The organism is Microbacterium sp. 4-7 (assembly GCF_014332665.1).
Taxonomy (GTDB): Bacteria; Actinomycetota; Actinomycetes; order Actinomycetales; family Microbacteriaceae; genus Microbacterium.
This window is the reverse complement of sequence record NZ_MCRH01000003.1, coordinates 370,970-396,240: the sequence shown is the minus strand read 5'-3', so window position 1 is coordinate 396,240 and position 25,271 is coordinate 370,970. Positions and strand designations below refer to the sequence as shown.

25 protein-coding genes are annotated in these 25,271 nt (G+C 67.6%); 4 read left to right on the top strand and 21 right to left on the bottom strand.

What is annotated here, in order from left to right:
• Window positions 1-70: 70 nt before the first annotated feature.
• From BEP68_RS05945 to prmC, 14 genes are all read right to left on the bottom strand, one after another.
• Entirely contained in the window at window positions 71-850 is a 780-nt protein-coding gene (locus BEP68_RS05945; protein ID WP_157538147.1) for a DUF5684 domain-containing protein, read from the bottom strand.
• Window positions 851-968: 118 nt separating this feature from the next.
• Window positions 969-1,715, bottom strand: a complete 747-nt coding sequence (locus BEP68_RS05940) for a YaaA family protein (RefSeq protein ID WP_072591113.1) — start codon at window positions 1,713-1,715, stop codon at window positions 969-971.
• Between the two features lie 72 nt (window positions 1,716-1,787).
• A complete protein-coding gene (locus BEP68_RS05935; protein WP_053095764.1) occupies window positions 1,788-2,048 on the bottom strand; it encodes a F0F1 ATP synthase subunit epsilon in 261 nt (86 codons plus the stop codon).
• A 2-nt stretch (window positions 2,049-2,050) separates the two neighbouring features.
• Complete coding sequence (gene atpD / locus BEP68_RS05930; protein WP_053095763.1) at window positions 2,051-3,505, bottom strand: F0F1 ATP synthase subunit beta; 1,455 nt, start codon at window positions 3,503-3,505, stop codon at window positions 2,051-2,053.
• Window positions 3,506-3,528: 23 nt separating this feature from the next.
• Window positions 3,529-4,428: a F0F1 ATP synthase subunit gamma gene (locus BEP68_RS05925; protein ID WP_053095762.1), complete on the bottom strand. Its 900-nt coding sequence runs from the start codon at window positions 4,426-4,428 to the stop codon at window positions 3,529-3,531.
• A gap of 20 nt (window positions 4,429-4,448) precedes the next feature.
• The gene (atpA, locus tag BEP68_RS05920; RefSeq protein WP_053095761.1) at window positions 4,449-6,089 is read right to left on the bottom strand and encodes a F0F1 ATP synthase subunit alpha; all 1,641 of its coding nucleotides are present in this window, start codon (window positions 6,087-6,089) and stop codon (window positions 4,449-4,451) included.
• Window positions 6,090-6,136: 47 nt separating this feature from the next.
• Window positions 6,137-6,925, bottom strand: a complete 789-nt coding sequence (locus BEP68_RS05915) for a F0F1 ATP synthase subunit delta (protein WP_053095760.1) — start codon at window positions 6,923-6,925, stop codon at window positions 6,137-6,139.
• The gene (locus tag BEP68_RS05910; protein ID WP_053095759.1) at window positions 6,925-7,479 is read right to left on the bottom strand and encodes a F0F1 ATP synthase subunit B; all 555 of its coding nucleotides are present in this window, start codon (window positions 7,477-7,479) and stop codon (window positions 6,925-6,927) included. Before BEP68_RS05910 ends, BEP68_RS05915 begins: the two co-directional genes overlap by 1 nt.
• A gap of 27 nt (window positions 7,480-7,506) precedes the next feature.
• A complete protein-coding gene (atpE, locus tag BEP68_RS05905) occupies window positions 7,507-7,743 on the bottom strand; it encodes an ATP synthase F0 subunit C (RefSeq protein WP_042541851.1) in 237 nt (78 codons plus the stop codon).
• Between the two features lie 43 nt (window positions 7,744-7,786).
• A complete protein-coding gene (gene atpB / locus BEP68_RS05900; RefSeq protein WP_053095758.1) occupies window positions 7,787-8,569 on the bottom strand; it encodes a F0F1 ATP synthase subunit A in 783 nt (260 codons plus the stop codon).
• Window positions 8,570-8,715: 146 nt separating this feature from the next.
• Window positions 8,716-9,291: a hypothetical protein gene (locus tag BEP68_RS05895; RefSeq protein ID WP_053095757.1), complete on the bottom strand. Its 576-nt coding sequence runs from the start codon at window positions 9,289-9,291 to the stop codon at window positions 8,716-8,718.
• On the bottom strand, window positions 9,288-10,460 hold the full coding sequence (locus tag BEP68_RS05890; RefSeq protein ID WP_053095756.1) for an MraY family glycosyltransferase: 1,173 nt from the start codon (window positions 10,458-10,460) through the stop codon (window positions 9,288-9,290). The genes BEP68_RS05895 and BEP68_RS05890 overlap by 4 nt, the downstream gene beginning before the upstream one ends.
• Entirely contained in the window at window positions 10,457-11,164 is a 708-nt protein-coding gene (locus BEP68_RS05885; protein WP_053095755.1) for an L-threonylcarbamoyladenylate synthase, read from the bottom strand. Before BEP68_RS05885 ends, BEP68_RS05890 begins: the two co-directional genes overlap by 4 nt.
• 48 nt (window positions 11,165-11,212) lie before the next feature.
• On the bottom strand, window positions 11,213-12,073 hold the full coding sequence (gene prmC / locus BEP68_RS05880) for a peptide chain release factor N(5)-glutamine methyltransferase (RefSeq protein WP_056278391.1): 861 nt from the start codon (window positions 12,071-12,073) through the stop codon (window positions 11,213-11,215).
• Between the two features lie 99 nt (window positions 12,074-12,172).
• Between prmC and cysK the strand changes: the two genes are divergently transcribed.
• Both cysK and epsC read left to right on the top strand, forming a co-directional pair.
• Window positions 12,173-13,111 (top strand): cysteine synthase A, encoded by a 939-nt coding sequence (gene cysK, locus BEP68_RS05875; RefSeq protein ID WP_053095753.1) that lies wholly within the window; start codon window positions 12,173-12,175, stop codon window positions 13,109-13,111.
• Between the two features lie 7 nt (window positions 13,112-13,118).
• Window positions 13,119-13,688 (top strand): serine O-acetyltransferase EpsC, encoded by a 570-nt coding sequence (gene epsC, locus BEP68_RS05870; protein ID WP_053095752.1) that lies wholly within the window; start codon window positions 13,119-13,121, stop codon window positions 13,686-13,688.
• A gap of 13 nt (window positions 13,689-13,701) precedes the next feature.
• Here the strand turns inward: epsC and BEP68_RS05865 are convergent, their stop codons facing one another.
• Window positions 13,702-14,115 (bottom strand): hypothetical protein, encoded by a 414-nt coding sequence (locus BEP68_RS05865; protein ID WP_053095751.1) that lies wholly within the window; start codon window positions 14,113-14,115, stop codon window positions 13,702-13,704.
• A gap of 18 nt (window positions 14,116-14,133) precedes the next feature.
• Window positions 14,134-15,678, bottom strand: a complete 1,545-nt coding sequence (locus BEP68_RS05860) for a CitMHS family transporter (protein ID WP_187249490.1) — start codon at window positions 15,676-15,678, stop codon at window positions 14,134-14,136.
• Between the two features lie 157 nt (window positions 15,679-15,835).
• Between BEP68_RS05860 and BEP68_RS05855 the strand changes: the two genes are divergently transcribed.
• The gene (locus BEP68_RS05855; RefSeq protein WP_315985277.1) at window positions 15,836-17,485 is read left to right on the top strand and encodes a sensor histidine kinase; all 1,650 of its coding nucleotides are present in this window, start codon (window positions 15,836-15,838) and stop codon (window positions 17,483-17,485) included.
• Window positions 17,482-18,135 carry a response regulator gene (locus BEP68_RS05850; protein ID WP_187249489.1) on the top strand — a complete coding sequence of 218 codons (654 nt, stop codon included), beginning with the start codon at window positions 17,482-17,484 and terminating at the stop codon, window positions 18,133-18,135. Before BEP68_RS05855 ends, BEP68_RS05850 begins: the two co-directional genes overlap by 4 nt.
• Window positions 18,136-18,162: 27 nt before the next feature.
• Here BEP68_RS05850 and prfA read toward each other — a convergent pair whose 3' ends face one another.
• The 5 genes from prfA to lysA form a co-directional block, all read right to left on the bottom strand.
• Window positions 18,163-19,242, bottom strand: coding sequence for a peptide chain release factor 1 (prfA, locus tag BEP68_RS05845; RefSeq protein WP_056278381.1), 1,080 nt, complete (start codon window positions 19,240-19,242; stop codon window positions 18,163-18,165).
• Between the two features lie 11 nt (window positions 19,243-19,253).
• On the bottom strand, window positions 19,254-21,224 hold the full coding sequence (rho, locus tag BEP68_RS05840) for a transcription termination factor Rho (RefSeq protein WP_315985276.1): 1,971 nt from the start codon (window positions 21,222-21,224) through the stop codon (window positions 19,254-19,256).
• A gap of 198 nt (window positions 21,225-21,422) precedes the next feature.
• On the bottom strand, window positions 21,423-22,352 hold the full coding sequence (gene thrB, locus BEP68_RS05835; RefSeq protein WP_053095746.1) for a homoserine kinase: 930 nt from the start codon (window positions 22,350-22,352) through the stop codon (window positions 21,423-21,425).
• 2 nt (window positions 22,353-22,354) lie between these two features.
• Window positions 22,355-23,662 carry a homoserine dehydrogenase gene (locus tag BEP68_RS05830; RefSeq protein WP_053095745.1) on the bottom strand — a complete coding sequence of 436 codons (1,308 nt, stop codon included), beginning with the start codon at window positions 23,660-23,662 and terminating at the stop codon, window positions 22,355-22,357.
• Between the two features lie 66 nt (window positions 23,663-23,728).
• Window positions 23,729-25,138, bottom strand: a complete 1,410-nt coding sequence (gene lysA, locus BEP68_RS05825; RefSeq protein WP_261987733.1) for a diaminopimelate decarboxylase — start codon at window positions 25,136-25,138, stop codon at window positions 23,729-23,731.
• Between the last annotated feature and the right edge of the window lie 133 nt (window positions 25,139-25,271).

Genomic DNA, 25,271 nt, shown 5'->3' with positions numbered 1-25,271 from the left:
CACCACGCCGCGAGCGCCCCATACAGCACAGAGCCCCCGACCGAAGTCGAGGGCTCTGTGCGGTATGCGATCAGGCCGGAGGCTGCGTGGGATCCGTGGGCGGAACCTGCGGAGCGGCCGGAGGCGCTGCGGGCGGAGCCGGCGGAGCGGTGGGCGGTGCCGTGGGCGGCGTCGACGGAGCAGCCGGCGGAGCACCGGTGGTCGACGGGGCCGCGGGCGGAGCGTAACCGGGCTGCGCGGGCGGAGCGTAGCCGGGCTGCGCGGGCGGTGCGTATCCCTGCGGAGCGGGGGGTGCATAGCCCTGCTGAGGAGCGCCGTAGCCCTGCGGAGCGCCGTAGCCGGGACCTGCTGCCGGACGCGGCTGCACAGGAACGCCATCCCAGACGGTGGAATCGGCGAGGAAGCTGTTTCCTGCCCACGGTGCGGGAACGATGTTCGGGTTCCAGCGCGACTTGTCGAACGCGTTGATGCCGTACCAGACGATCGAGAGCAGAACGAACAGGACCACCCAGACGGCATCCTTCTGCAGCTTCAGTCCGACCCGCCATGCGGCCAGAGCGAGCACCACGGCGAGAGCGATGCCGGTCAGGAAGTTGAGGTACGGAATGAACGAGAGACCGATGCCGATGAGGACGACCCACGGCGAGATGTCACCCAGCTTCGCGAAGATCATCGTGTTGTACACCGGCACCCACGCGCGCCACTTGCCCTGGACGCCAGCCTTTTCGAAGATCTTCATGAGGAAGATCGACGAGATCACATAGAACGCCAGCGCGAAGAGCAGACTGATCAAGAAGACGACGAACAGACCGGCGATAGCCGCCCCGTTGTCGTAATAGTCGTTGTACATGATCCCCTCCGGATCCGATGGAGCGGACGCTGTGCGCGCCGCGAGACCCACCATATCGGTGTGCCGATATTCGGGGCAACGACACACGCGGAGACAGCGCACTGCCCGTCATGCACCGTCATTCCGCGACGACGAGCTCCTCGACACCGCGGTCGTCGGTCGGTCGAAGGACGAGACCCCTCCCCGCCGCCCATGTCCGAAGCGTGCGAAGCGACCGAACTCTCGGGCGGTCCTCCGCCAGGGCGCGCACGAGAAGACCCTTGGACTTCTTGTTGAAGTGATTGAGAGCCCGTCCGTGCTCGGTGACGACCCGCACATAAGCGGAGGGCACGGAGTCCGGCACGGGACCGAGCGCGACGTAGGCCTCACTGCGCAGATCGAGAATGAAGTCGGGGTCCTCCCCCGCTATGGCCGCCGTGGTCGCGTCTGCCCAGTGTCTGCGCAGCGCAGCCAGGCCCGGCACTGAGGTCCCTGCAGCGAGCCGGTACGGCGGAATGAGATCGAGCGCTCCGATCGGCCCCAGCGGCGCCGAGTGGATCCAGACGTGCGAACCGAGCCAGCGGCGAGACGCGGGGTCGAGACTGCCCGCGTCGAGAGCGTCATACAGAACGCCCGTGTAACGGTCGACCGCCGGCATCGTCGCGGCCGAGCGCAGCATCCGATTGTGCTCGACATCGCCTGCCTGCTTGGGGCTCAGCTTCAGCACTCTGCGCGCTGCCTGCTCGTCGTGCGCCAGATCGATGAGCGCATCGATCACCGCTCGGCGCTCGGCGACCAGACCGGGGAGCGCCAGCGAGCTCTCGTCGAGAGGCGCATCGCGTCCTCCGGGTCGCTTGGTCTCCGACGGGGGCAGCAGAATCTTCATGAGACCTCGGGATACAGACGCGTCCGCCCCGACCCACTGAGGGCCGAGGCGGACGCGAGGAACTGGGACTGATCAGGCGATGAGAGCCGCGTTGCCTGCCACGATCGTCAGGACGTCGCTCTCCATCGAGAGGAATCCGTCCTGCGCGTTGGCGAGCACCTTGGTGCCATCCGTCTGCGTGATCCGGACCTCGCCCTGGGCGAGGATCGCCAGGACCGGCTCGTGGCCGGCCATGAATCCGATCTCACCCTCGACGGTCTTGGCGACCACGAGGCTCGCCTCTCCCGTCCAGACCTCCGCATCCGCGGAGACGAGGCTGACATGCAATGCCATGATCAGCCGTTCTCCTTCTGGATCTTCGCCCACTGCTCTTCGACATCGGAGATGCCACCGACGTTGAAGAAGGCCTGCTCGGCGACGTGGTCGAAGTCACCGCGGGCGATCGCATCGAACGACTCGATGGTCTCCTTGAGCGGGACGGTCGAACCCTCGACACCCGTGAACTTCTTGGCCATGTAGGTGTTCTGCGAGAGGAACTGCTGGATACGACGTGCACGAGACACGACGATCTTGTCCTCTTCGGAGAGCTCGTCGACACCGAGGATGGCGATGATCTCCTGCAGTTCCTTGTTCTTCTGGAGGATCTGCTTGACCGTGGTGGCGACGCGGTAGTGGTCCTCGCCCAAGTAGCGGGGGTCCATGATGCGCGACGTCGAGGTCAGCGGGTCGATGGCCGGGTACAGACCCTTCGACGCGATCTCACGCGAGAGCTCCGTGGTGGCGTCGAGGTGGGCGAACGTGGTCGCCGGTGCCGGGTCGGTGTAGTCATCGGCGGGCACGTAGATCGCCTGCAGCGAGGTGATCGAGTGGCCACGCGTCGACGTGATGCGCTCCTGCAGGAGGCCCATCTCGTCGGCGAGGTTCGGCTGGTAACCCACGGCGGAGGGCATGCGGCCCAGCAGCGTGGAGACCTCGGAACCGGCCTGCGTGAAGCGGAAGATGTTGTCGATGAAGAGCAGCACGTCCTGCTTCTGCACGTCGCGGAAGTACTCCGCCATCGTCAGAGCCGAGAGGGCGACGCGCAGACGCGTTCCCGGCGGCTCGTCCATCTGGCCGAAGACGAGGGCCGTCTTGTCGAAGACACCCGCCTCTTCCATCTCGTGGATGAGGTCGTTGCCCTCACGGGTGCGCTCACCGACACCGGCGAACACCGAGACTCCACCGTGGTCCTGCGCGACGCGCTGGATCATCTCCTGGATGAGGACGGTCTTGCCGACACCGGCTCCACCGAACAGACCGATCTTTCCACCCAGCACGTACGGCGTGAGGAGGTCGATCGACTTGATGCCGGTCTCGAACATCGTGGTCTTCGACTCGAGCTGGTCGAAGTTGGGGGCCTTGCGGTGGATCGGCCAACGCTCGGTGACCTCGATGGTCTCGCCGGGCTCGAGGTTCAGGACCTCGCCGATCACGTTGAAGACCTTGCCCTTGGTGACGTCGCCGACCGGGACCGAGATGGCCTCGCCCGTGTCGCGGACTTCCTGGCCGCGGACGATGCCGTCGGTGGGCTTCAGCGCGATGGCGCGAACGAGGTCGTCGCCGAGGTGCTGAGCGACCTCGAGGGTGATCTCCGTGGACTCCTCGCCGATGACGATGGTGGTCTTCAGAGCGTTGTAGATGTCGGGGATCGAGTCGTGCGGGAACTCGATGTCGACAACCGGACCGTTGACGCGCGCGACGCGCCCGACGACCGCGGTCGCCGGCTGGTCAGCCGTAGCGGTGGGGGTCATTTCTTCGTCTCTTTCCTGATGGTCTATTTGCTCGACGAGAGGGCGTCGGCGCCGCCGACGATCTCCGCGATCTGCTGCGTGATCTCCGCCTGACGCGCGTTGTTGCGCAGACGGGTGTAGTCGGTGATGAGCTTGTCGGCGTTGTCGCTGGCCGACTTCATCGCCTTCTGCGTGGCGGCCTGCTTGGCGGCAGACGACTGCAGGAGAGCGTTGAAGACGCGGCTCTGGATGTACACCGGCAGGATCGCGTCGAGGACTGTCTCGGCATCCGGCTCGAACTCGTACAGCGGGTAGACGGCGCTGCCCGCTTCCGAGTCATCGGCTTCCGCGATCTCCAGCGGGAGCAGTCGCACGGATTCCGGCGACTGCGTCATCATGCTGACGAAGCGGTTGTACACGAGGTGGATCTCGTCGACGCCACCCTCATCCGCACCGCGCGAGAAGTCCTCGAGCAGCGTGGCCGAGATCTCCTCCGCCGTGTGGAACGACGGGGTGTCGGTGTCGCCCGTCCACTCCGCAGCAGCCGCGATGCGGCGGAACTGGAAGTAGCCGACGGCCTTGCGTCCGACGAGGTAGAACACCGGCTCCTTGCCCTGCCCCCGCAGGAGCTCCGCCACCTCGAGACCCTCACGGAGGATCTGCGAGTTGAAGGCTCCGGCGAGACCGCGGTCCGACGAGAAGATCACGACCGCAGAGCGGCGGATCGTCTCGGGCTCGCGGGTGAGCGGGTGGTCGACGTTCGAGTGCGTCGCGACGGCGGACACGGCCCTCGTCACGGCCCGCGCGAAGGGGCTGGACGCTTTGACGCGTGCCATCGCCTTCTGGATGCGCGAAGCCGCGATGAGTTCCATCGCCTTCGTGATCTTCTTAGTCGTCTGAGCAGAAGAGATCTTCTGCTTGTAGACCCTGAGTTGAGCGCCCATGAAATCAGTTCCTCACGCGATTACGCGCGACGACCCTTGACGATCTTCTCCTGGTTGACGTCCTCAGCCTCGGCTGCAGCGTGCTCCTCGTGACCCGGTGCGCCGATGGCCTGCCCCTTGCCACCCTGGAACTCCAGAAGGAAAGCGTCGGTGTGCTTGTCGAGCTCGGCGACGGTGTCGTCATCGAGGACGTTGGTCTCGCGCAGGGTCTCGAGCACCTTCGTGTTGCGACGCAGGTAGTCGAGCAGCTCGCGCTCGAAGCGAAGAACGTCCGAGACCTCGAGGGTGTCGAGCTTGCCCTTCGTTCCGGCCCAGATCGAGACGACCTGCTCCTCGACGGGGTACGGCGAGTACTGAGGCTGCTTGAGCAGCTCCGTCAGGCGCGCTCCACGGGAGAGCTGACGACGCGAAGCCGCGTCGAGGTCGGATGCGAACATCGCGAACGCCTCGAGGGAGCGGTACTGCGCGAGCTCCAGCTTCAACGTTCCGGAGACCTTCTTGATCGACTTGACCTGAGCGTCACCACCGACTCGCGACACCGAGATACCCACGTCGACCGCCGGACGCTGGTTGGCGTTGAAGAGGTCGGACTGGAGGAAGATCTGGCCGTCGGTGATCGAGATCACGTTGGTCGGAATGTATGCCGAGACGTCGTTCGCCTTGGTCTCGATGATCGGGAGACCGGTCATCGAACCTGCGCCGAGCTCGTCGGACAGCTTCGCGCAACGCTCGAGCAGACGCGAGTGCAGGTAGAAGACGTCACCCGGGTAAGCCTCGCGGCCCGGCGGACGACGCAGGAGGAGCGACACCGCACGGTAGGCCTCAGCCTGCTTCGACAGGTCGTCGAAGATGATGAGGACGTGCTTGCCGCCGTACATCCAGTGCTGGCCGATGGCCGAACCGGTGTAGGGAGCGAGGTACTTGAAACCGGCGGGGTCGGATGCCGGAGCCGCCACGATGGTGGTGTACTCCAGAGCGCCGGCCTCTTCGAGCGCGCCCTTCACCGAAGCGATGGTCGAGCCCTTCTGACCGATGGCGACGTAGATGCAGCGCACCTGCTTGTTGACGTCGCCCGACTCCCAGTTGGCCTTCTGGTTGATGATCGTGTCGATCGCGATGGCCGTCTTGCCGGTCTGGCGGTCACCGATGATCAGCTGACGCTGACCGCGGCCGACGGGGATCATGGCGTCGATGGCCTTGATGCCGGTCTGCATCGGCTCGTGCACCGACTTGCGCTGCATGACACCCGGTGCCTGCAGCTCGAGCTCGCGAACGCCTTCGGTGGCGATGGAGCCGAGGCCGTCGATCGGGTTACCCAGCGGGTCGACGACGCGACCGAGGTAGCCGTCGCCGACGGGAACCGAGAGGACCTCACCCGTGCGGGTGACTTCCTGGCCGGCCTCGACGCCGGTGAAGTCGCCGAGCACGACGACACCGATCTGGTGCTCGTCGAGGTTGAGCGCGAGACCCTTGGTGCCGTCCGCGAAGGTGACGAGTTCGTTCGCCATCACCCCGGGCAGTCCCTCGACATGCGCGATGCCGTCGGCTGCGTCGATGACGGTGCCGACCTCGGTCGCCGCGGCCCCAGTGGGCTCGTATGCTGCGGCGAAGTCCTTCAGCGCGTCACGGATGACGTCGGGGCTGATCGATAGTTCTGCCATTGTCTTCCCTTTGTATCTGGGTGCGCGGTTCCCCGCGCGAAGTCGTGTTAGCCGGCGAGCTTCTGGCGAAGATCGGCGAGACGGGCGGAGATACTGCCGTCGATGACGTCATCGGCGATCTGCACGCGCAGGCCTCCGACGACAGAGGGGTCGTTGACCTCGTTGAGCGAGATCTTGCCGTCGTAACGACGCGAGAGAGCGTCGCTGAGACGGGTGCGCTGTGCGTCGGTGAGCGGTGTGGCGCTGTGCACCGTCGCGACCACACGGTCGCCCTGGTCGGCGACGACCCGCGTCGCACGGGTGAGCATCTGCCGAACGCGACGGTCACGAGGCTGGCGCACCAGCGACGAGACGATCACGGCGGTCGCGTCGCTGACGCCCCCGGCGAGAAGCCTGTCGACGAGCGCGCCCTTGGCGTCCTCGCCCCCGAGGCGGCTTCCGAGCGCGAGCTCGAGCTCCGCGTTCGCGGCGATCACCCGGGTGAAGCCGAAGAGCTCTCCCCCGATGTCAGCCTGCGGTTCGGCGATCGCAGCAGCCCTGATCGCGAGTTCCTCGACGCCGTCCACGAGCTGGGAAGCCGATGACCAGCGCTCGGCGACGACCGTCTTCAGGACGGTCTGCGCGTTCTGCGAGAACCCGCCGAACACCGCGGCGACGACGTTCTGTCGCGCCACGACCGGAGCCGACGGGTCAGCGAGCGCGCCGCTCAAATGAGACGACTCCGCCACGGCGCGTGCGGCTGCGAACAGCTCCCGCGCCGTGTCGAGAGTGACGTCCGTCGCTGCGGCAAGCGTCTGAGTGGATGCCGCGAGTGCCTGAGTGGTCGCGCTGCCCATTACTGAGCCGCCTTCTCGGATGCTTCGAGGTCGGCGAGGAAGCGGTCGACGACCGCGGTCGCACGTGCATCGTCGGAGAGCGTCTCGCCGACCACGCCACCGGCGAGGTCGATCGCGAGCGAGCCGACCTCGCTGCGCAGCGAGACGAGAGCGGTCTGCCGCTCGGCCTCGATCTGCGTGTGCGCGGTCGCGGTGATGCGAGCTGCTTCGCTCGACGCGGCCTCCTTGGCCTCGGCGACGATCTTCTTGCCGTCCTCACGGGCGGCTTCGCGGATCTCACCGGCCTCGGTGCGTGCCTCGGCGAGCTGACGGGTGTACTCCTCGAGCGCGGCCTCAGCCTGCTTCTGTGCTTCGTCCGCCTTGGCGATGTTGCCCTCGATGGCGGCGGACCGCTTGTCGAGCATTGCCGTGAACTTCGGAAGGGCGACCTTCCACACGACGATGAGGATGACGAGGAACCACAGACCCGACCAGATGATGTCGTACCACGCAGGGATCAGAGGGTTGGGTGTTTCACCCTCTGCTGCGAGGTTCGTGACAAGAGCGTTCAGCATCCTGTCTCCTTCAGAAGTCGGTTCGGATTACGGGAAGGGGATGAATCCGACGGCGATGCCGACGAATGCAAGCGCCTCGGTGAAGGCGATACCGATCCACATGAGGACCTGCAGGCGGCCGGCCAGCTCGGGCTGACGAGCGACACCCTCGATGGTCTTGCCGACGACGATACCCACGCCGATGGCCGGACCGATCGCTGCGAGGCCGTAGCCGACCGATGCGAGGTGACCGTTGATGTCTGCGAGAACCGTAGTAGCGTCCACGGGTTTTTCCTTTCGTTGGGTGGGACGGCAGTTGCCGACCCGCTCAGTGCTCTTCTGCGACCGCGAGCTGGATGTAGACCGCGGTGAGGACGGTGAAGACGTATGCCTGGAGAACGGCGACCAGGATCTCGAAGAGAGTGAAGGCGCCGCCGAAGGCGAGGGTTCCGACACCGAGAGCGGCCCAGCCGCCACCTGCGGTGAAGAAGAAGAACTGGGTGGCTGCGAAGCACAGCACCAGGAGCATGTGGCCGACCACCATGTTCATCAGGAGTCGGAGCATCAGCGTGACGGGCCGGATGATGAACGTCGAGAGGAACTCGATCGGCGTCACGATGATGTAGACCGGCCACGGAACGCCGGCCGGGAACAGCGCGTTCTTGAAGAAGCCCAGCGGGCTCTTCTTGATACCCGCGTAGATGAAGGTGATGTAGCTCACCAGCGCGAGCGTCAGCGGCACGGCCGCGATGCTCGTGCCTGCGATGTTCAGGAACGGGATGATTCCCGTGATGTTCATGAACAGCACCATGAAGAAGATGGTGGTGAGGATCGGCAGGAATCGGTTGCCGTCCTTGCGTCCGAGCAGATCGTGCGCGATATTGGTGCGGACGAAGTCCAGCCCCATCTCGACGACGCTCTGGAAGCGTCCGGGGACGATCTTCATACGGCGGGTTCCGAGGACGAGGATCAGCACGACGGCGACCACGGCGAGGAACTGCACGAGGTGGATTCGGTGCACGGGGATACCCGCGACTTCGAAGAGGATCTCCGGGAAGAACTCGTCGATCGAAGGTCCGTGGAACTCGCCGTCAGAGGCGAGTTTGGGCATCAGGGTCGCAGCAAGATTGAACAGCGCGGGCTCCAGCTTCGGGGCACCGGTCAGAACCGGGGCGACGATGGTCGGTGTGCTTCAAGCGCAAGCGCTCGCGGGCGAGCGGCGGGCACGTCTCAACACTATCAGAATAAGAGGGTGTCCTAAGACCGCGGGGGCTGTTCGTCGGAGCCTTCCTGCGCAGGGGGTTCGGGCACGATGTGGTGGCGCCCGGGCGCACGATCCTCCGGCACGACGGTCGGCAGCTCCACCCCCGGCGCGCGGTCGATCGGAGCCTCGGAGGGAAGGGACGCGTCGCTCACGTGCGGAAGGCGCATCCGAGTGATGACGATCACGTCGATGACGAGGGTCGCCACCACTCCCGTGACGATCGACAGGAAGAACACCATCGGCTCGATCCACGGCTGACCGCTCAGGACGATCATGATCACGACGAAGAGGCCGAGCTTCAGAAGCCATCCGCCGAGCACGATCGCGAAGAACAGCTGCACGTAGAGCGGATCCCCGAACCAGCGGTTGGCGATGAGGATGCTGAGGGCCGTGATGCCGAGGAACAGCATGGCGAGCACGACGCCCAGCAGGCCGCTGACGAGACCTTCCGTCCCGCCGACGAGGAGGCCGATGGCTCCGGCGACGATCGCGAGGACCGCCATCGAGACCGCGGACCAGATCAGCGTCCTCCGCAGGATCGGATTGCTGGAAACAGGGCTCGGGCTCACGGGGACTCCACGGGTGTCGGGTCGGACTCAGCAGACGCCGCGGGCTTCCGTCGGCGCAGAGGATTCAGGGTGATGACGAGGCACGCGGCGATTCCCACCAGGCCGAACACGACTCCGGGGAGGTACTGGCCGGGCCAGTCCTCACGCGCGCCCACGTACATGAGGAGGACGGCCAGGGAGATGACCGCGGTCCAGGCGTAGAAGATGAGCACGGCGTCGCGGTCGCGGTGGCCGAGGTCGAGCATCCGGTGATGCAGGTGCTTGCGGTCGGGTGAGAACGGCGACTTCCCCGCGTTCATCCGTCGCAGCACTGCGAGCCCGAAATCGAGGAGCGGCAGCAGCACGACCAGAAGAGGGAGGAGGATCGGGATGAACGCGCCGAGGAGCTGCGATCGTCCGAGACGCTCGGGATCGAGGGCCGACGGCTCGAGCTGCCCGGTCACGGCGATCGCGGACGTCGCCATCAGCAGACCGATCACGAGCGCTCCCGAATCGCCCATGAAGAGCTTCGCAGGACTCCAGTTGAACGGGAGGAAGCCGAGGCACGCGCCGATCAGCACTGCGGCGAGGAAGGATGCGAGGTTGAAGTAGCTCGATGCTCCGGTGTCACGCGTCAGGATGTAGGAGTAGGCGAAGAACACGCCGTTCGCGATCAGGCAGACGCCGGCGACGAGGCCGTCGAGGCCGTCGATGAAGTTGACGGCGTTCATCACGATGACGATCGCGAACATCGTGATGGTGATGCTCAGCCAGCTCGAGAAGACGATCAGATCGCCGAACGGCAGGGAGAGGATCTGCAGCCCGCCACCGACGGTGATGATCCCGGCAGCGAGGAACTGTGCGCCGAGCTTGATCATCCAGTCGAGATCCCACAGATCGTCGACGACGCCGATGACGGCGATCAAGAGGGATGCGGCGAGGATCGACCACATCGTCTGCGGCGGCATCCACATGGTGGTGAAGAACGGATTCAGAGCCGAGACCCCGATCGCCGCTGCGATGCCGAGGAAGATCGCGACGCCACCGAGACGGGGAGTGGGAGTCGTGTGCACATCCCGCTCTCGGATGCCGGGGTACAGCTTGAAACGCAGGCTCAGCTTCCAGACCGCCCAGGTCAACGCGAAGGTGATCGCGGCGGTCAGGATGATCGTGAGGAGGTACTGCTTCACGAATCCCCGTCCGATTCCGGCGACGGCGCCTCGGGTTCGAGCAGGTCGCCGAGCACCTCCTCCAGCCGTTCGCGGCTGACGGCGCCGGCTCTGAGGATGCGAACACCACCGGCGGCGGGCTCCGCGCCGCGGGGAACCAGGGAGGTCGCGTCGACGATCGTCGACGCGACCCCGTCGCGACTGACGCCGTCTGCGAGATACACCGACACGCTGTCTCCGAGCATCCGCTCGGCATCGAACGCGGAGATCGCCGACTCACGGCCGGTGAGGTTCGCGCTGGAGACGGCCAGCGGTCCGGTCTCCGCCAGGAGCTCCAGCGCGACGCGCCCTTCGGGCATTCTGACGGCGACGGTCCCCTCCGTGTCGCCCAGGTCCCAGACGAGAGAGGGCTGAGCGGGGAGAACGATGGTCAGGCCGCCGGGCCAGAAGGCGTCGACGAGTCGCTGGACGGGCTCGGGAACGGACTCCGCCAGCGCGTGCAGCGTCTCCTTCGTGCCGATGAGCACGGGAGGCGGCTGATTGCGCCCTCGCCCTTTGGCGTCGAGGAGGCGCTGTACGGCAGCGGGAGAGAACGCGTCGGCGGCGACGCCGTAGACCGTGTCGGTGGGCATGACGATGAGTTCGCCGCGGGCGATGGCCTGGCGGGCGTGGCGCATGCCGGCGAGGAGCTGGGCCTCGTCGCCGCAATCGAAGATGGAGGACATGACGATCCGATTCTAGTTGGCGATGTCTGTGCGGTTCGTGTCTGCGCGTCAGGGACGCAGAGCGGTCGTCGCGCGGTCTCGCAAGGTGAGGTCGCGGTGCGTCGCGGCGGCACGCCAGCCGTCGCGCGTGAGGATGCTGCGGATCTCCTCGCCCTGGAGCTCCCCGTGCTCGATCACCAGCAGCCCGCCCGGATGCAGCAGCTCGAGCGCGCGCACGCTGAGCACACGCACGATGTCGAGCCCGTCTTCTCCCCCGTACAGCGCCATCGACGGATCGAAGAGCCGAACCTCAGGGTCACGAGGCACCGCGGCGTCCGGAACGTACGGCGGGTTCGAGATCACGACGGAGGCAGTGCCGTCCAGCTCCGCGAACGCGTGCGCCAGGTCGTCGTTCACGAGGGTGAGGTTGGCCACCCCCGCCGTGTTCCGAGCCGCCCACGGATACGCGTCGGGCGAGAGCTCGGCGGCGAAGATACGCGCATGGGGCACCTCGGTGGCCATGGCGAGTGCTATCGCCCCGCTGCCGGTGCCGAGATCGATGCCGATCGGGTCGGGAAGCGCGGACCCGAGGAGCGCGTCGATCGCGTACTGCACGACCGTCTCGGTCTCAGGTCGCGGGACGAAGACTCCGGGCCCGACCGCGAGCTCGAGGTGGCGGAACGGCGCCGTTCCGGTGATGTGCTGCAACGGCTCCCTGCTCGCACGACGGGCGACCAGAGCCCGCAACGCCTCGGCGTCCGCCTCCTCCACCGCATCACCGCGGATGATCGATGCCTGCACCTCACCACGCCGCGCGCCGAGGACGTGACCGGCGAGCAGCTCCGCGTCGACGAGAGGATCCGTGACGCCGGCGTCTGCGAGCTGTCGGGCCGCCGCATGCACGGCGGAGGCGAGGGAGAGATCGGACATGGATCAAGCGTAGAGCGCAGCAGGTGTCATATTGCCCACCCCCCTAGGGCTCTCGCCTAGGCTGGAGCGCGCAGTCCCCCGCACAGGAAGGCTCTCCCCATGCCCGGTATCCACTCCGACATCACCTCCGCTTTCGGCAACACTCCCCTGGTTCGTCTGAACCGGGTCACCGAGGGCCTCGGCGCGACAGTTCTCGCCAAGCTCGAGTTCTACAACCCGGCCTCGAGCGTCAAAGACCGGCTCGGCATCGCCATCGTCGACGCTGCGGAGGCCTCGGGCGAGCTGAAGCCCGGAGGCACGATCGTGGAGGCGACCAGCGGCAACACCGGTATCGCGCTGGCGATGGTCGGCGCCGCACGCGGGTACAAGGTGATCCTCACGATGCCCGCGTCGATGTCCAAGGAGCGGCGCCTCCTTCTCAAGGCGTTCGGCGCCGAACTCATCCTCACCGACCCCACGAAGGGCATGACGAACGCGATCGCCGAGGCGGAGGCGATCGCCGCCCGCACTCCGGGTGCCATTCTCGCGAAGCAGTTCGCCAACGAGGCGAACCCCGCGATCCACCGCCGCACGACGGCCGAGGAGATCCTCCGCGACACGGAGGGCTCCGTCGACTACCTCGTCGCCGGCATCGGCACGGGCGGAACCATCACGGGCGTCGGTCAGGTCCTGAAGGAGCGCGTCCCCGGGGTGAAGATCGTCGCCGTCGAACCCAAGGATTCGCCCATCCTCACCGAGGGACACCCGGGGCCGCACAAGATCCAGGGCATCGGACCGAACTTCGTGCCTCCGATCCTCGATCGCGATGTCCTCGACGAGGTCATCGACGTCACGTTCGACGACGCCATCCGTGTCGCGCGCGAGACCGCGAGCCGCGAGGGCATCCTCGTGGGCATGTCGAGCGGAGCCGCGATCTGGGCCGCTCTGCAGGTCGCCCAGCGCCCGGAGGCTGCGGGGAAGACGATCGTCGTCATCATCCCCTCGTTCGGCGAGCGTTACCTCTCGACCGCGCTCTACGAGGATCTGCGCGAGGCCTGAACTCCCGATGGACATGATCGGCCGAATGCGCGAGGACATCGCGGCAGCCCGACTTCGCGACCCCGCCGCGCGCAGCGGCGCCGAGGTGGCACTGCTGTATCCGGGGATGCATGCGATCTGGGCCCATCGGGTCTCACACGCGCTGTGGCGACGCCGGCTGCGTCTGCTCGCCCGTGCGACATCACAGGTGTCGCGATGGCTCACCGGGATCGAGATCCACCCCGGCGCGCGCATCGGTCGACGCTTCTTCATCGACCATGGCATGGGCGTGGTCATCGGCGAGACGGCAGAGGTCGGCGACGATGTGATGCTGTATCACGGGGTCACTCTCGGCGGCCGCACGCGTGACTCAGGCAAGCGGCATCCGACGCTCGGCGACGGCGTGGCCGTGGGAGCAGGCGCGAAAATCCTCGGACCGATCACGATCGGCGAGGGCTCCGTGGTCGGAGCGAATGCCGTGGTCACGCGCGACGCCCCGGCGGACAGCATCCTCGTCGGTGTGCCCGCCAAGCCCCGTGCACGGGTCATGGGCGAGGACACCCGAGCGGTGCTCACCGCACCCGACTACTCGATCTGACGCGCCCGCGCTCTCAGGCCGCCCCGCGGCGAGACCTCACCTTGTCGACCTTCTTGCGAAGGAAGATCAGTGGCAGCAGCACGCTGCCGAGCGCCGTGATCAACCAGACGATCACCGATCCGAGCAGCCAGCCCACGAGATCGACGATGCGCAGCCCACCGATCGGCAGCAGGACGACGACCACGAGGGCGATGAGCGTCGAGAAGATGCCGATGCCGCCCATCAGGACCGGTGCATAGCGATCCGCGATCTTGCTGACCCATGGTGAGAGCACGCTCTGCAACACGGCGAAGATCAGGATGCAGAGCACGAACCCCCACCACTGGTCCCACTGGATCTGGAACCCCTCGAGCGCGAGGTCGGCCACGATGAGACCGAGGCCGGCCGAGATGACGTACATCAGCGCGCGGAAGAGGAAGGTGATCACGCGCTGAGCATATCGCTCTCACTGGGCGACGAAGAAGGGGATCGCGCCCGACAGGATGCCGACGGCGAGCATCACGAGCGACACGATCACCGCGCGCCACAGCACCTTCCTGTGGTGATCGCCCAGGTTGACGCTGGCGAGCGAGACGAGCAGCAGGATCGCCGGCACGAGCGGGCTCTGCAGGTGGACCGGCTGACCGATGATCGATGCCCTCGCCATCTCGACGGGGTCGATGCCGAACGTCGCCGCGCTCTGCGACAGCACCGGCAGGATGCCGAAGTAGAAGGCGTCGTTCGACATGAAGAACGTGAACGGGATCGACAGAACACCGGTGATGGGTGCGAGGAAGGGGCCGAGCGCGGGCGGAAGCACGTCGGTGATCCAGGTCGCCATCGCATCGACCATCCCGGTGCCGGTCAGGACGCCGACCAGGACTCCGGCCGCGATCACCATCGAGACGACACCGACGATGCTGGGCGCATGGGCCACGATCTCGGACGCCTGCTCCTTGATCCCTCGGAAGTTGACCAGCAGCGCGACGGCGGCACCGACCATGAACACGTACGGGAGCGGCATGATGTCGAGAACGAGCAGCACCATGACGGCGACGGTGAGCGCGAGGTTGAACCAGATCAGTCGCGGCCTCAGCGTCGGGCGCGCGGGGTCGAGCATGGTGTCCGCCATGGCGGTGTCGGCCGGGTCGACGCTGGCCGCGGCGACGGGCCCTCGCCCACCGGCGACGACGACGATGTTGCCGGTGCGGAGCGCTGCACGGGCGCCGGGCTTCGGTCCGGCACCGCGGAAGATCTTCGGCACTGTAGAAAGAGCACCGCCGTCGGAACCCGTGAGCAGCCCTTCGGAGTCGAGGCGCCCGAGTCGGCGGCGCTCTCCCAGCCCGAGCATCCAGGCGAAGCCCAGCGTCACGACGATGCCGACGCCGAGAGCCGGCAGCATGGGGACGAAGATGTCCGTCGGCTGCAGTCCCAGAGCGGTCGCCGCGCGCACCGTCGGCCCGCCCCAGGGAACGATGTTCAGAGTGCCGTTCATCAAGCCGGCGACGCACGTGAGGACGACCGGACTCATGCCGAGACGGAGGTAGATCGGCAGCATCGCCGACGTCGTGATGATGAACGTCGTCGAGCCGTCGCCGTCGAGCGAGACGGCTCCCGCGAGGATCGCGGTTCCCAGCACGACCTTCGCCGGGTCATCACCGAGAAGACGCGTGATCACCCGGATCAGCGGATCGAACAGGCCGACGTCGATCATGATGCCGAAGAACATGATCGCGAACATCAGCAGCGCTGCGGTCGGGGCCATCGTGGCGATCGAATCGAGGATCATGTCGCCCATGCCGAGCCCCGCACCGGCGAACAGCCCGAACACGGTCGGCACGAGGATCAGCGCCACCATGGGCGTCAGTCGCTTCGTCATGATCAGCGTCATGAAGGCCAGCACCATGGTGAATCCCAGGAGGACCAGAACCCATTCGGGCGGCACGAACGCGACGTCGTAGGTCGGCGCCTCTTCTGCGGCCGTGGACAGGCCGGTGAGTGCATCGAGCATGCTGTGACTCCTTCGTCGAAGCTCCGTCGACTGCGACGGATCCTGACGAGACTAGGCAATCCCTCCCCGCAGAGCGCGGTATGCCGCATTCTCGGATGTTGTGCGCGTAGCGTGGGTTCTGCGCATATTGCGCGGGAGCAGAGAGGGAAGGACCACGGTGTCGACGACGACGACGCGACCTCGGTTCGCGACCCGCACGCTGCTGCTGCATCTCGCCACGGTCGCCCTTGTCGTCGTGATGTGCACCGGCGTGTACCTCCTACTCGCCGTGCAGCAGCTTCGCACCGAAGCCGAGTCCACCGCCCTCGGCATCGCCCGGACCCTCGCCGAGGACCCGCAGGTCCGCGACGAGGTCGCACGAATCTCGGCCGCCGAAGAGGCGCCGGACCAGGACGAGCTCAGGAAGGGCGAGCTCGCGCGCCTTGCAGCGGACGTCTCTGACCGCACCGGTGCACTGTTCGTCGTCATCGCCGATGAGGACGGCATCCGCCTCGCCCATCCCACCAGTTCACGCATCGGCCAGATGGTGAGCACACCCTTCGAGGAGGTGCTCGCCGGGAACGAGGTGGTCGACTGGCAGACCGGAACCCTCGGCGAGTCGGCTCGCGCCAAGGTCCCCGTGCTCGACGATGCGGGGATCCCCGTCGGCGAGGTCAGCGTCGGATTCGAGCGCACAGGCGTCTTCGATGACCTGCCTCCGCTGCTCGCAGTGATCGGCATTACCGCCGCCGGTGCCCTGGCGCTGGCTCTCCTCGCGTTCCTGCTGCTGCGCCGTCGCTGGGAGCGCCTGACGCTCGGCGTGCAGCCCGAGGAGCTTGTGGCGCTCGTGCAGAACCAGACAGCAGTGCTGAATGGTGTGGATGACGGCGTCCTGGCCGTCGACACGGCAGGGATCGTGCGGGTGAGCAATGATGCGGCCGATCGGATGCTCGGTCTCGACGCCGCTGTGGGACGACGGCTGGCGGAGCTCTCGCTGCCGACCGCTGTCGTCGAGACCGCGACGGGAGCGCCCACGACGTCGAGCACCGTCGTGGACAACCGCGTGCTCTACATCGATTCCCGTCCGGTGATCCGCGACGGCAGGCCGCTCGGACATGTGCTGATCATCCGTGACCGCACCGACCTCATCGCTCTGACGGAGCGACTGGAGACCGTGCAAGCCGTGACCGCCGCCCTGCGCGTGCAGCGTCACGAGTTCGCGAACCGGATGCACGTGGTCGCGGGGCTCATCGACGCAGCCAGGATCGACGATGCCCGGGGATTCCTCGATGAGCTCGTCGAGCGCGGCTCGGTCGCATTCCCCGTCGCCGGGCTCGACCTGCTCAGCGACCCGTTCCTGCACTCTTTCCTGGGCGCCAAGGGGATCGAGGCCGGTGAACGCGGCGTCTCCCTGCGCGTCGCGGACGAGAGCCAGCTGATCGGCAGCGTGGCAGAACCGGAGGACGTCGCCGCCGTCGTGGGCAACCTCGTCGACAACGCGGTGACCGCCGCCGTCGCCGGAGCGCGGACTCCCCGCTGGGTCGAGGTCGCGGTGCTCGGAGACGGCGACGCGCTCGTCGTCACGGTCGCAGACTCGGGACCGGGACTCGCGGGGATCGACCCGATGGCTCCGAGTCAGCCGCGCGACGACGACACAGACCGCGTGCACGGCCGCGGGCTCGGCATCCCGTTGGCTCGAGACATCGCGCGACGCCGCGGCGGCGATCTCTGGATCATCGACGCCGGAGGCGAGGAGCACGGTGCCGTGTTCGCCGCTCGACTCGGTGGCGCCGTCGCCGACACATCGACGACTGAGGAGAACCGATGAACGATCCCCTGCGGGTGCTGATCCTCGACGACGACTTCCGCGTCGGACGACTGCACCGGAGCATCATCGACGACCAGCCCGGATTCTCGGCACTGGAGCCCGTCCGCACCCTCGCCGAGGCACGGGACGGCATCCGCGCATCACGCCCTGACCTCCTCCTGGCGGATGTCTTCCTCCCGGACGGAGACGGCATCGCCCTCGTGCGTGAGAGCGGCGTGGACGCGATCCTCATCTCGGCCGCCGACGACGCGCCGACGATTCGACGCGCGCTCAGATCGGGCGCCGTCGGGTACCTGCTGAAGCCGTTCGATCGTCGGGCGCTCGTCGGCCTGCTCGAGCGCTACGCGCGGTACCGCAACCTGCTCGCCGGAGATCGTCCCCTTCGCCAGGAGGACACCGATCGCGCCCTGGCGATCCTCCACGGATCCGGAGAACCGGTGTCTGTCTCGCGATCCGCGACCGAGCAGCTGGTGCTCGCCGCTCTCGGCGACGGCGAGGCGTCGGCCGCAGAAGTCGGAGAGCGCGTCGGGATCTCGCGCGCCACCGCGCAGCGCCACCTCGCGGCTCTCGCTGCTCGGACGGTCGTGGAGGTCCGCTTGCGTTACGGGGCAACCGGACGGCCGGAGCACCGGTACGCGGCCCGCTCCTGACCCGCGCCGCAGCTCAGCGGCGTCACCTCAGGAGTCGGAGCCCACCGCGGCGAGTCGAGCCTCTTCGTCGGCCTGGATCGCACTCTCGATGATCGGCTCGAGAGCGCCGTCCATCACCTGATCGAGGTTGTAGGCCTTGAATCCCGTGCGGTGGTCGGCGATGCGATTCTCGGGGAAGTTGTAGGTGCGGATGCGCTCGGACCGATCCATGCCGCGGATCTGCGACTTGCGTGCATCGGATGCCGCGGCATCCAGCTCCTCCTGCTGCTTCGCCAGCAGTCGCGCCCGGAGCACGCGCATCGCGGCCTCACGGTTCTGCAGCTGCGACTTCTCGTTCTGCATCGACACGACGATTCCACTGGGCACGTGTGTGATGCGCACGGCCGAGTCGGTCGTGTTGACGGACTGTCCGCCCGGGCCCGAGGACCGGAAGACATCGATCTTCAGGTCGTTCTGATTGATCGCGATCTCGTCGGGCTCGTCGACCTCGGGGAACACCAGCACTCCGGTGGTCGAGGTGTGGATCCGCCCCTGCGACTCGGTCGCGGGCACGCGCTGCACGCGGTGCACGCCGCCTTCGTACTTCAGGTGCGCCCAGACGCCCTGGGCGGGGTCCGAGGACGATCCCTTGATCGCGACCTGGACGTCCTTGTAGCCGCCGAGATCGGATTCGTTGCGCTCGAGGAGCTCGGTCTTCCAGCCCTTGGAGGCTGCGTACTGGATGTACATGCGCAGCAGATCCGCGGCGAACAGCGCCGACTCGGCGCCGCCCTCCCCCGCCTTGATCTCCATGATGACGTCGCGCGCGTCATCGGGATCGCGTGGGATGAGCAGTCGGCGCAGCTTCTCCTGCGATGACTGCACCCCCTCTTCGAGGGTCGGGATCTCAGCGGCGAACGCCTCGTCCTCGCGGGCGAGCTCCCTCGCGGCGTCGAGGTCATCGGATGCCGCCGCCCACGCCTCATAGGCGGCGACGATCCGCGACAGCTCGGCGTAGCGACGGTTGACGCGCTTCGCCCGAGCAGCATCGGCGTGCACCGCCGGGTCGGAGAGCTCCTCCTGCACCCGGCGATGCTCGTCGATCAGAGTCTGGACGGACTCGAACACCCCGGCTCCGCTCAGCGGATGTTGTTGTCGTGTCCGTGCGCACCCGAGGGGAGCGTCGGAATCGACTTCTGCATCTGCACGAGGAACTCGACGTTCGAGTGGGTCTCCCTGAGCTTGCCCAGGACGACCTCGAGCGCCTGCTGCTGGTCGAGGCCTGCAAGGGCGCGACGCAGCTTCCAGGTGATCTTGACCTCGTCGGTCGACAGCAGCATCTCTTCGCGGCGGGTGCTCGACGCGTTGACGTCGACGGCCGGGAAGATGCGCTTGTCGGCGAGCTGGCGCGACAGGCGCAGTTCGCTGTTGCCGGTGCCCTTGAACTCCTCGAAGATCACCTCGTCCATCTTGGAGCCGGTCTCGACCAGCGCCGTGGCGAGGATCGTCAGGGATCCGCCGTTCTCGATGTTGCGCGCAGCACCGAAGAAGCGCTTGGGCGGGTACAGCGCCGAGGCGTCGACGCCACCCGAGAGCACCCGTCCGGATGCCGGAGCAGCGAGGTTGTACGCACGGCCGAGGCGGGTGATCGAGTCGAGCAGCACGACGACGTCGCGGCCCAGCTCGACGAGACGCTTGGCGCGCTCGATGGCGAGCTCGGCGACCGTGGTGTGGTCTTCTGCCGGACGGTCGAAGGTCGAGGCGATGACCTCGCCCTTCACCGTGCGCTCCATGTCGGTGACCTCTTCGGGGCGCTCGTCGACGAGCACGACCATGAGGTGGACCTCGGGGTTGTTCTGCGCGATCGCGTTGGCGATCTGCTGCAGGACGATCGTCTTGCCGGCCTTGGGCGGCGCGACGATGAGGCCGCGCTGTCCCTTGCCGATCGGGGCCACGAGATCGATGATGCGCTGCGTGAGCTTCTCGGGCGCCGTCTCGAGACGCAGACGCTCCTGCGGGTAGAGCGGCGTGAGCTTGCCGAACTCCACACGGGTCGCGGCGTCGTCGATCGACAGGCCGTTGATCGAGTCGACCTTCACCAGCGCGTTGTACTTCTGGCGGCCCTGCTGCTCGCCCTCGCGGGGCTGCTTGATCGAGCCGACGATCGCGTCGCCCTTGCGGAGGTTGTACTTCTTGACCTGTCCGAGCGACACGTAGACGTCGCTGGGGCCGGCGAGGTATCCGGTCGTGCGGACGAAGGCGTAGTTGTCGAGCACGTCGAGGATTCCGGCGATCGGGACGAGGACGTCGTCCTCGCCGATCTCGGTGTCGAACTCGTCCGTCGGCGCGCCGCCGCGGCGCTTGTTGCGCTGACGGTTGCGGCCGTTGCCGCCCTCGTCTTCGGCGGGTGCCGTCTGCGGCTGCTGCTGCTGGGGCTGCTGCTCGCCGCCCTGGCTGTTGCCGTTCTGGCCGCGTCCGCGGTTACGGCTGCGGTTGCGGTTGCGGTTGCGACCGCCCTGCTCCTCGCCGTCGCCGGAATCGGAGGAGGAGTCCGCCGCGGGTGCTGCCTCGGCCGGTGCGGCGTCAGCGGGCTTCTCGGCTGCGGGAGTCTCGGCCTCGGCGGCAGGCTTCTTCGCCGTGCGGCGTCCGCGACCGGTGGTCTTCTTCGGCTCGTCGGCAGAACCCGCCTCTGCGGAACCGGCATCCGCGGAGCCGTTGGACTCAGCGGTCTTCGCTGCGGGAGCCTCGGTGGATTCGGCGGGTGCCGGCGCGGAGGCTGCAGGAGCCTCGGCGGTCGCCGCAGGAGACTCAGCGTTCTCTGCGTCAGCCTTCTTCGCACGGCTGCGGCGAGGGGCCTTCGCCTTGGGTGCCGCGTCGGCGGCGGGTGCCTCGGCTGCGGGAGCCTCGGTGGCCGGTGCGCTGTCGGTGGATGCTGCGGCCTTCTCGGCCTTCGCGGCGGCGGTCGCGGTGCTCGCACGGCGCGGAGCGCGCTTGCGGGCCGGTGCGACCTCGGTCGCGGCGGTCGTCGCGGCGTCGGAGCTCGCGGCCTTCGCCGCAGCCTCGGCGGCGGGTGCCGCCTGGTCGTTCTGGGTCTCGGAGAAATTCTCCACGAGTACTCCCTCTTTGGTCTCGGGGACATGAGCGGCACGCGCACAACGGGTGCTGCGCGCGATCGCACGGGCTGACGCTCGGCGTCAGCCAGCCTCTGCACTGGGTTCTCGGAAAGAACGAGGTTCTCGGTGAGAGCAGTGCGACAGGGGTTTTGCGTGCGGGTCTTGCAGAGTTGCAATGGGGCCAGATTCACGCAGTTACGTGGAGCCCTCCGCTCGATTCCCCACTGTACCACCACGCACGTCGACCGCGAGCAGCAGCGCATCCCACGGGGTGTCGGTCGTCGATTCCGCCAGTTCCACGGCGTCCTGACGACTTCCGGGGCCGTCTGCGAGAACCAGCACGCTGGGTCCGGCGCCGGACACCACGGCGGCGAAACCTGCCGCACGGAGCGTCTGGACGAGCCGCTGCGTCTCGGGCATCGCCTCGGCGCGGTAGTCCTGATGCAGTCGGTCGGCGGTCGCGTCGAGCAGCAGCTCCGGGCTCTGCATCAGCGCGGCGATGAGCAACGCCGAGCGCGAGACGTTGAAGACCGCATCGGCCGTCGACACCTGCGGCGGCTGCAGCGATCGCGCCTTCGACGTCGACATCGTGTACGACGGAACGAGCACGAGCGGCGAGACGCCGCGGTGCACGAGGAGCTTCTTGTGCTGGGGACCTCGTTCGCCGACCCAGGCGATCGTCAGACCGCCGAACAGCGCGGGAGCCACGTTGTCGGGGTGCCCTTCGATCTCGGTGGCGAGGCGCAGCATGTCGGCGTCGTCGATGTCGACGTCGCCCTCGAGCAGGCCCTTCGCCGCGAGGATCCCCGCCGCGACCGCCGCGCCGGAGGACCCGAGTCCGCGCCCGTGGGGCACCCCGTTCTCCGCGACGATGCGCAGGCCCGGGACGGCGCGATCGACGTCGGCGTACACGTGAGCGATCGTGCGGACGATCAGGTTCGAGTCGTCACGAGGGATCTCGCTCGCGCCGGAACCCGAGACCTCGATCTCGAGCTCGCCGGCGGCGAGCTCGGTCACGAGAAGCGTGTCGTAGACGCTGAGCGCGAGTCCGAGCGTGTCGAATCCGGGACCGAGGTTGGCGCTGGTCGCCGGCACGGTCACCTCGACCGTGCGCCCTGCCGCCATCGTCACTCGCCTTCCACGCGGAGCACCGAGACGACCCGCTCGACGACAGAGCTGGCGGCGAGTGCGTCGACCGTGGCGCTGAGCGCGGCGTCCGTGGCCCGGTGCGTGCCGATGACGAGACGAGCGGTGGGCTCGTCCTCTCCTTCGACCGTCTGCACCACGGTCGCGACGGAGACCGATCCGTCGCTGAGGATGCCGGCGACGGTCGCGAGCACACCGGGAGCGTCCGAGACCTCGAGGGTGATCTGGTAGCGGGTGGTGACATGACCGATCGGCACCACCGGGAGGTTGGCCCTGGTGGACTCCCCCACGCCGACGCCGCCGGCGATATGGCGTCGAGCCGCCGACACGACGTCTCCGAGCACGGCGGATGCGGTCTGCACGCCACCGGCGCCTGCGCCGTAGAACATGAGCGAGCCCGCAGCCTCGGCCTCGACGAACACGGCGTTGTTGGCGCCGTGCACCGACGCGAGAGGGTGCGACGTCGGCACGAGGGCCGGGTAGACGCGCACCGAGATCGACTCGGTGCCGTTGGCCTCGATGCGCTCGCACACGGCGAGCAGCTTGATGACGAAGCCGGCTGCGCGCGCCTCATCGATCATCGACGCGGTGATGGTCGTGATGCCCTCGCGGTACACGGCGTCGAGCGGAACAGCCGTGTGGAAGGCGAGGCTCGCGAGGATCGCGGCCTTCTGCGCGGCGTCGTATCCCTCGACGTCGGCGGTCGGGTCGGCCTCGGCGTATCCGAGACGCTGCGCGTCGGCGAGCACATCGGCGAAGTCGGCGCCCTCGGTGTCCATGCGGTCGAGGATGTAGTTGGTCGTGCCGTTCACGATTCCCATGATGCGCACCACGCGGTCACCGGCGAGAGAGTCGCGCAGCGGGCGGATGATCGGGATGGCACCGGCGGCGGCGGCCTCATAGTAGACGGATGCGCCCACGCGGTCGGCCGCTTCGAAGAGCTCGGGGCCGTGAGTGGCCAGCAGCGCCTTGTTGGCGGTCACGACGTCGGCACCGGAGCCGATCGCCTGCAGGATGCTCGTGCGGGCGGGCTCGATGCCGCCGATCAGCTCGATCACGATGTCGGAGCCGAGAATCAGCGATTCGGCATCGGTCGTGAACAGCTCTTTCGGCAGATCGGTCTCGCGCGGCGCATCGAGGTTGCGCACCGCGATGCCGGCCAGCTCCAGCGTGGCACCCGCCCGGTCGGCGAGCTCATCGCCGTGGCGCAGCAGCAGGGCGGCCACCTGGGAGCCGACCGCTCCGGCGCCGAGCAGCGCCACCCGAAGTCGTCGATACTCAGTCGTCATTGCATCTCTCCTTAGGAGGGTGGTTCAGTCGTGCTTCGTCGGGGACCGCGTCGTTCGTCGCGCGGATCACCCGTGGCTCTCGGGGGCCGCGACACCGACGTCGCGAGACAGCACGTCGGCGATCGTCTCACCGCGGACGATGACCGCCGATCGGCCGTCGCTCACAGCGACGATCGGAGGGCGAGGGACATGGTTGTAGTTGCTCGCGAGCGGCGCACAGTACGCACCGGTCGAGGGGACCGCGAGCAGATCGCCGGGAGAGACGTCGGCCGGAAGGTACTCATGGTCGACGACGATGTCGCCGGACTCGCAGTGCTTGCCCACGACCCTGCTGAGCTGCGGCGAGCCGATGCCGATCCGGGAGGCGAGTCGAGCCGAGAACTGCGCGTCGTACAGCGCCGTCCTGGCGTTGTCGCTCATTCCGCCGTCGACGCTGATGTAGCGCCGGGTCGCGCCCGAATCGAGCGCGACGTCCTTGGTCGTCCCGACCTCGTAGAGCGTCACTCCGGCAGTGCCGACGATGGCCCTGCCCGGCTCGAACGACAGCGCGGGCACGGGGATGCCTCGCGCGGCGCAGCCTTCGGCGACGGCGGCGACGATCTCGCCCGCGAGGGTCTCGATCGGCGTCGGATCGTCGACGCTCGTGTAGGCGATTCCGAACCCTCCGCCGAGGTTGAGCTGCGGAACCGGTCCGCCCTCGAGGAGAGTCGCATGGAGCTCGAGCACGCGCGACGCCGACTCGCGGAAGCCCGCGACGCCGAAGATCTGCGATCCGATGTGGCAGTGAAGGCCGGCGAACTCGATTCCCGGGATCTCCCTGATGCGGGCGACGGCCTGCTCGGCCTCGGGCAGCGGGAAGCCGAACTTCTGGTCTTCGTGGGCCGTCGCGAGGAAGTCGTGCGTCTCGGCGTGCACGCCGCTGATGACCCGCACCAGCACCCGCTGCACAGCGCCGGTCCTGGCGGTGATCGCCGCGAGACGCTCGATCTCGATCGCGCTGTCGACGATGATCGTGCCGATGCCCACCTCGACCGCGCGCTCGAGCTCGGCGACCGACTTGTTGTTCCCGTGGAACCCCAGCGACGACGGAGAGACGCCGGCCGCGAGTGCGACCTCGAGTTCACCACCGGTGCACACGTCGACGTTGAGTCCCTCTTCGGTCACCCAGCGCGCGATCGTCGTGGTCAGCAGCGCCTTGCCGGCGTAATACACCCGCGCGGTCGTGCCGTGGGCGGCGGCGGCCGCGTCGAAGGACGAGCGGAAGGCGCGGGCCCGAGATCGCACCTCGTCCTCGTCGATCACGAGCAGCGGCGTGCCGTACGACTCCGCGAGATCGGTGGCGGAGATCCCCGCGAGCCGCAGCGCTCCGTCGTCACCGCGGACGGCGGACGCCGGCCACACGGCGGTGGGAAGATCATTCGCGTCGTCGGGCACGACGAGCCATTCCGGGGCGAGCGAGTCGGCAGGGGAAAGCAAGGAACACCAATCGTGGGACGGGTCTCGGGCGGATGCGCGCACTGCGAGGTTGCCCCCGATTCTAGGGCACCGTGCATGCCGCATCATTCATGGTGACGCCCGGCGTCAACCCCCTGCGGACACATCCCACCGA

Excerpts from the sequence above, each read along its gene's own strand:
- BEP68_RS05945 (WP_157538147.1), bottom strand. The coding sequence starts at position 850 with ATGTACAACGACTATTACGACAACGGGGCGGCTATCGCCGGTCTGTTC.
- BEP68_RS05940 (WP_072591113.1), bottom strand. The coding sequence starts at position 1,715 with ATGAAGATTCTGCTGCCCCCGTCGGAGACCAAGCGACCCGGAGGACGC.
- BEP68_RS05935 (WP_053095764.1), bottom strand. The coding sequence starts at position 2,048 with ATGGCATTGCATGTCAGCCTCGTCTCCGCGGATGCGGAGGTCTGGACG.
- atpD (WP_053095763.1), bottom strand. The coding sequence starts at position 3,505 with ATGACCCCCACCGCTACGGCTGACCAGCCGGCGACCGCGGTCGTCGGG.
- BEP68_RS05925 (WP_053095762.1), bottom strand. The coding sequence starts at position 4,428 with ATGGGCGCTCAACTCAGGGTCTACAAGCAGAAGATCTCTTCTGCTCAG.
- atpA (WP_053095761.1), bottom strand. The coding sequence starts at position 6,089 with ATGGCAGAACTATCGATCAGCCCCGACGTCATCCGTGACGCGCTGAAG.
- BEP68_RS05915 (WP_053095760.1), bottom strand. The coding sequence starts at position 6,925 with ATGGGCAGCGCGACCACTCAGGCACTCGCGGCATCCACTCAGACGCTT.
- BEP68_RS05910 (WP_053095759.1), bottom strand. The coding sequence starts at position 7,479 with ATGCTGAACGCTCTTGTCACGAACCTCGCAGCAGAGGGTGAAACACCC.
- atpB (WP_053095758.1), bottom strand. The coding sequence starts at position 8,569 with ATGCCCAAACTCGCCTCTGACGGCGAGTTCCACGGACCTTCGATCGAC.
- BEP68_RS05885 (WP_053095755.1), bottom strand. The coding sequence starts at position 11,164 with ATGTCCTCCATCTTCGATTGCGGCGACGAGGCCCAGCTCCTCGCCGGC.
- prmC (WP_056278391.1), bottom strand. The coding sequence starts at position 12,073 with ATGTCCGATCTCTCCCTCGCCTCCGCCGTGCATGCGGCGGCCCGACAG.
- cysK (WP_053095753.1), top strand. The coding sequence starts at position 12,173 with ATGCCCGGTATCCACTCCGACATCACCTCCGCTTTCGGCAACACTCCC.
- epsC (WP_053095752.1), top strand. The coding sequence starts at position 13,119 with ATGGACATGATCGGCCGAATGCGCGAGGACATCGCGGCAGCCCGACTT.
- BEP68_RS05860 (WP_187249490.1), bottom strand. The coding sequence starts at position 15,678 with ATGCTCGATGCACTCACCGGCCTGTCCACGGCCGCAGAAGAGGCGCCG.
- BEP68_RS05850 (WP_187249489.1), top strand. The coding sequence starts at position 17,482 with ATGAACGATCCCCTGCGGGTGCTGATCCTCGACGACGACTTCCGCGTC.
- thrB (WP_053095746.1), bottom strand. The coding sequence starts at position 22,352 with ATGGCGGCAGGGCGCACGGTCGAGGTGACCGTGCCGGCGACCAGCGCC.
- BEP68_RS05830 (WP_053095745.1), bottom strand. The coding sequence starts at position 23,662 with ATGACGACTGAGTATCGACGACTTCGGGTGGCGCTGCTCGGCGCCGGA.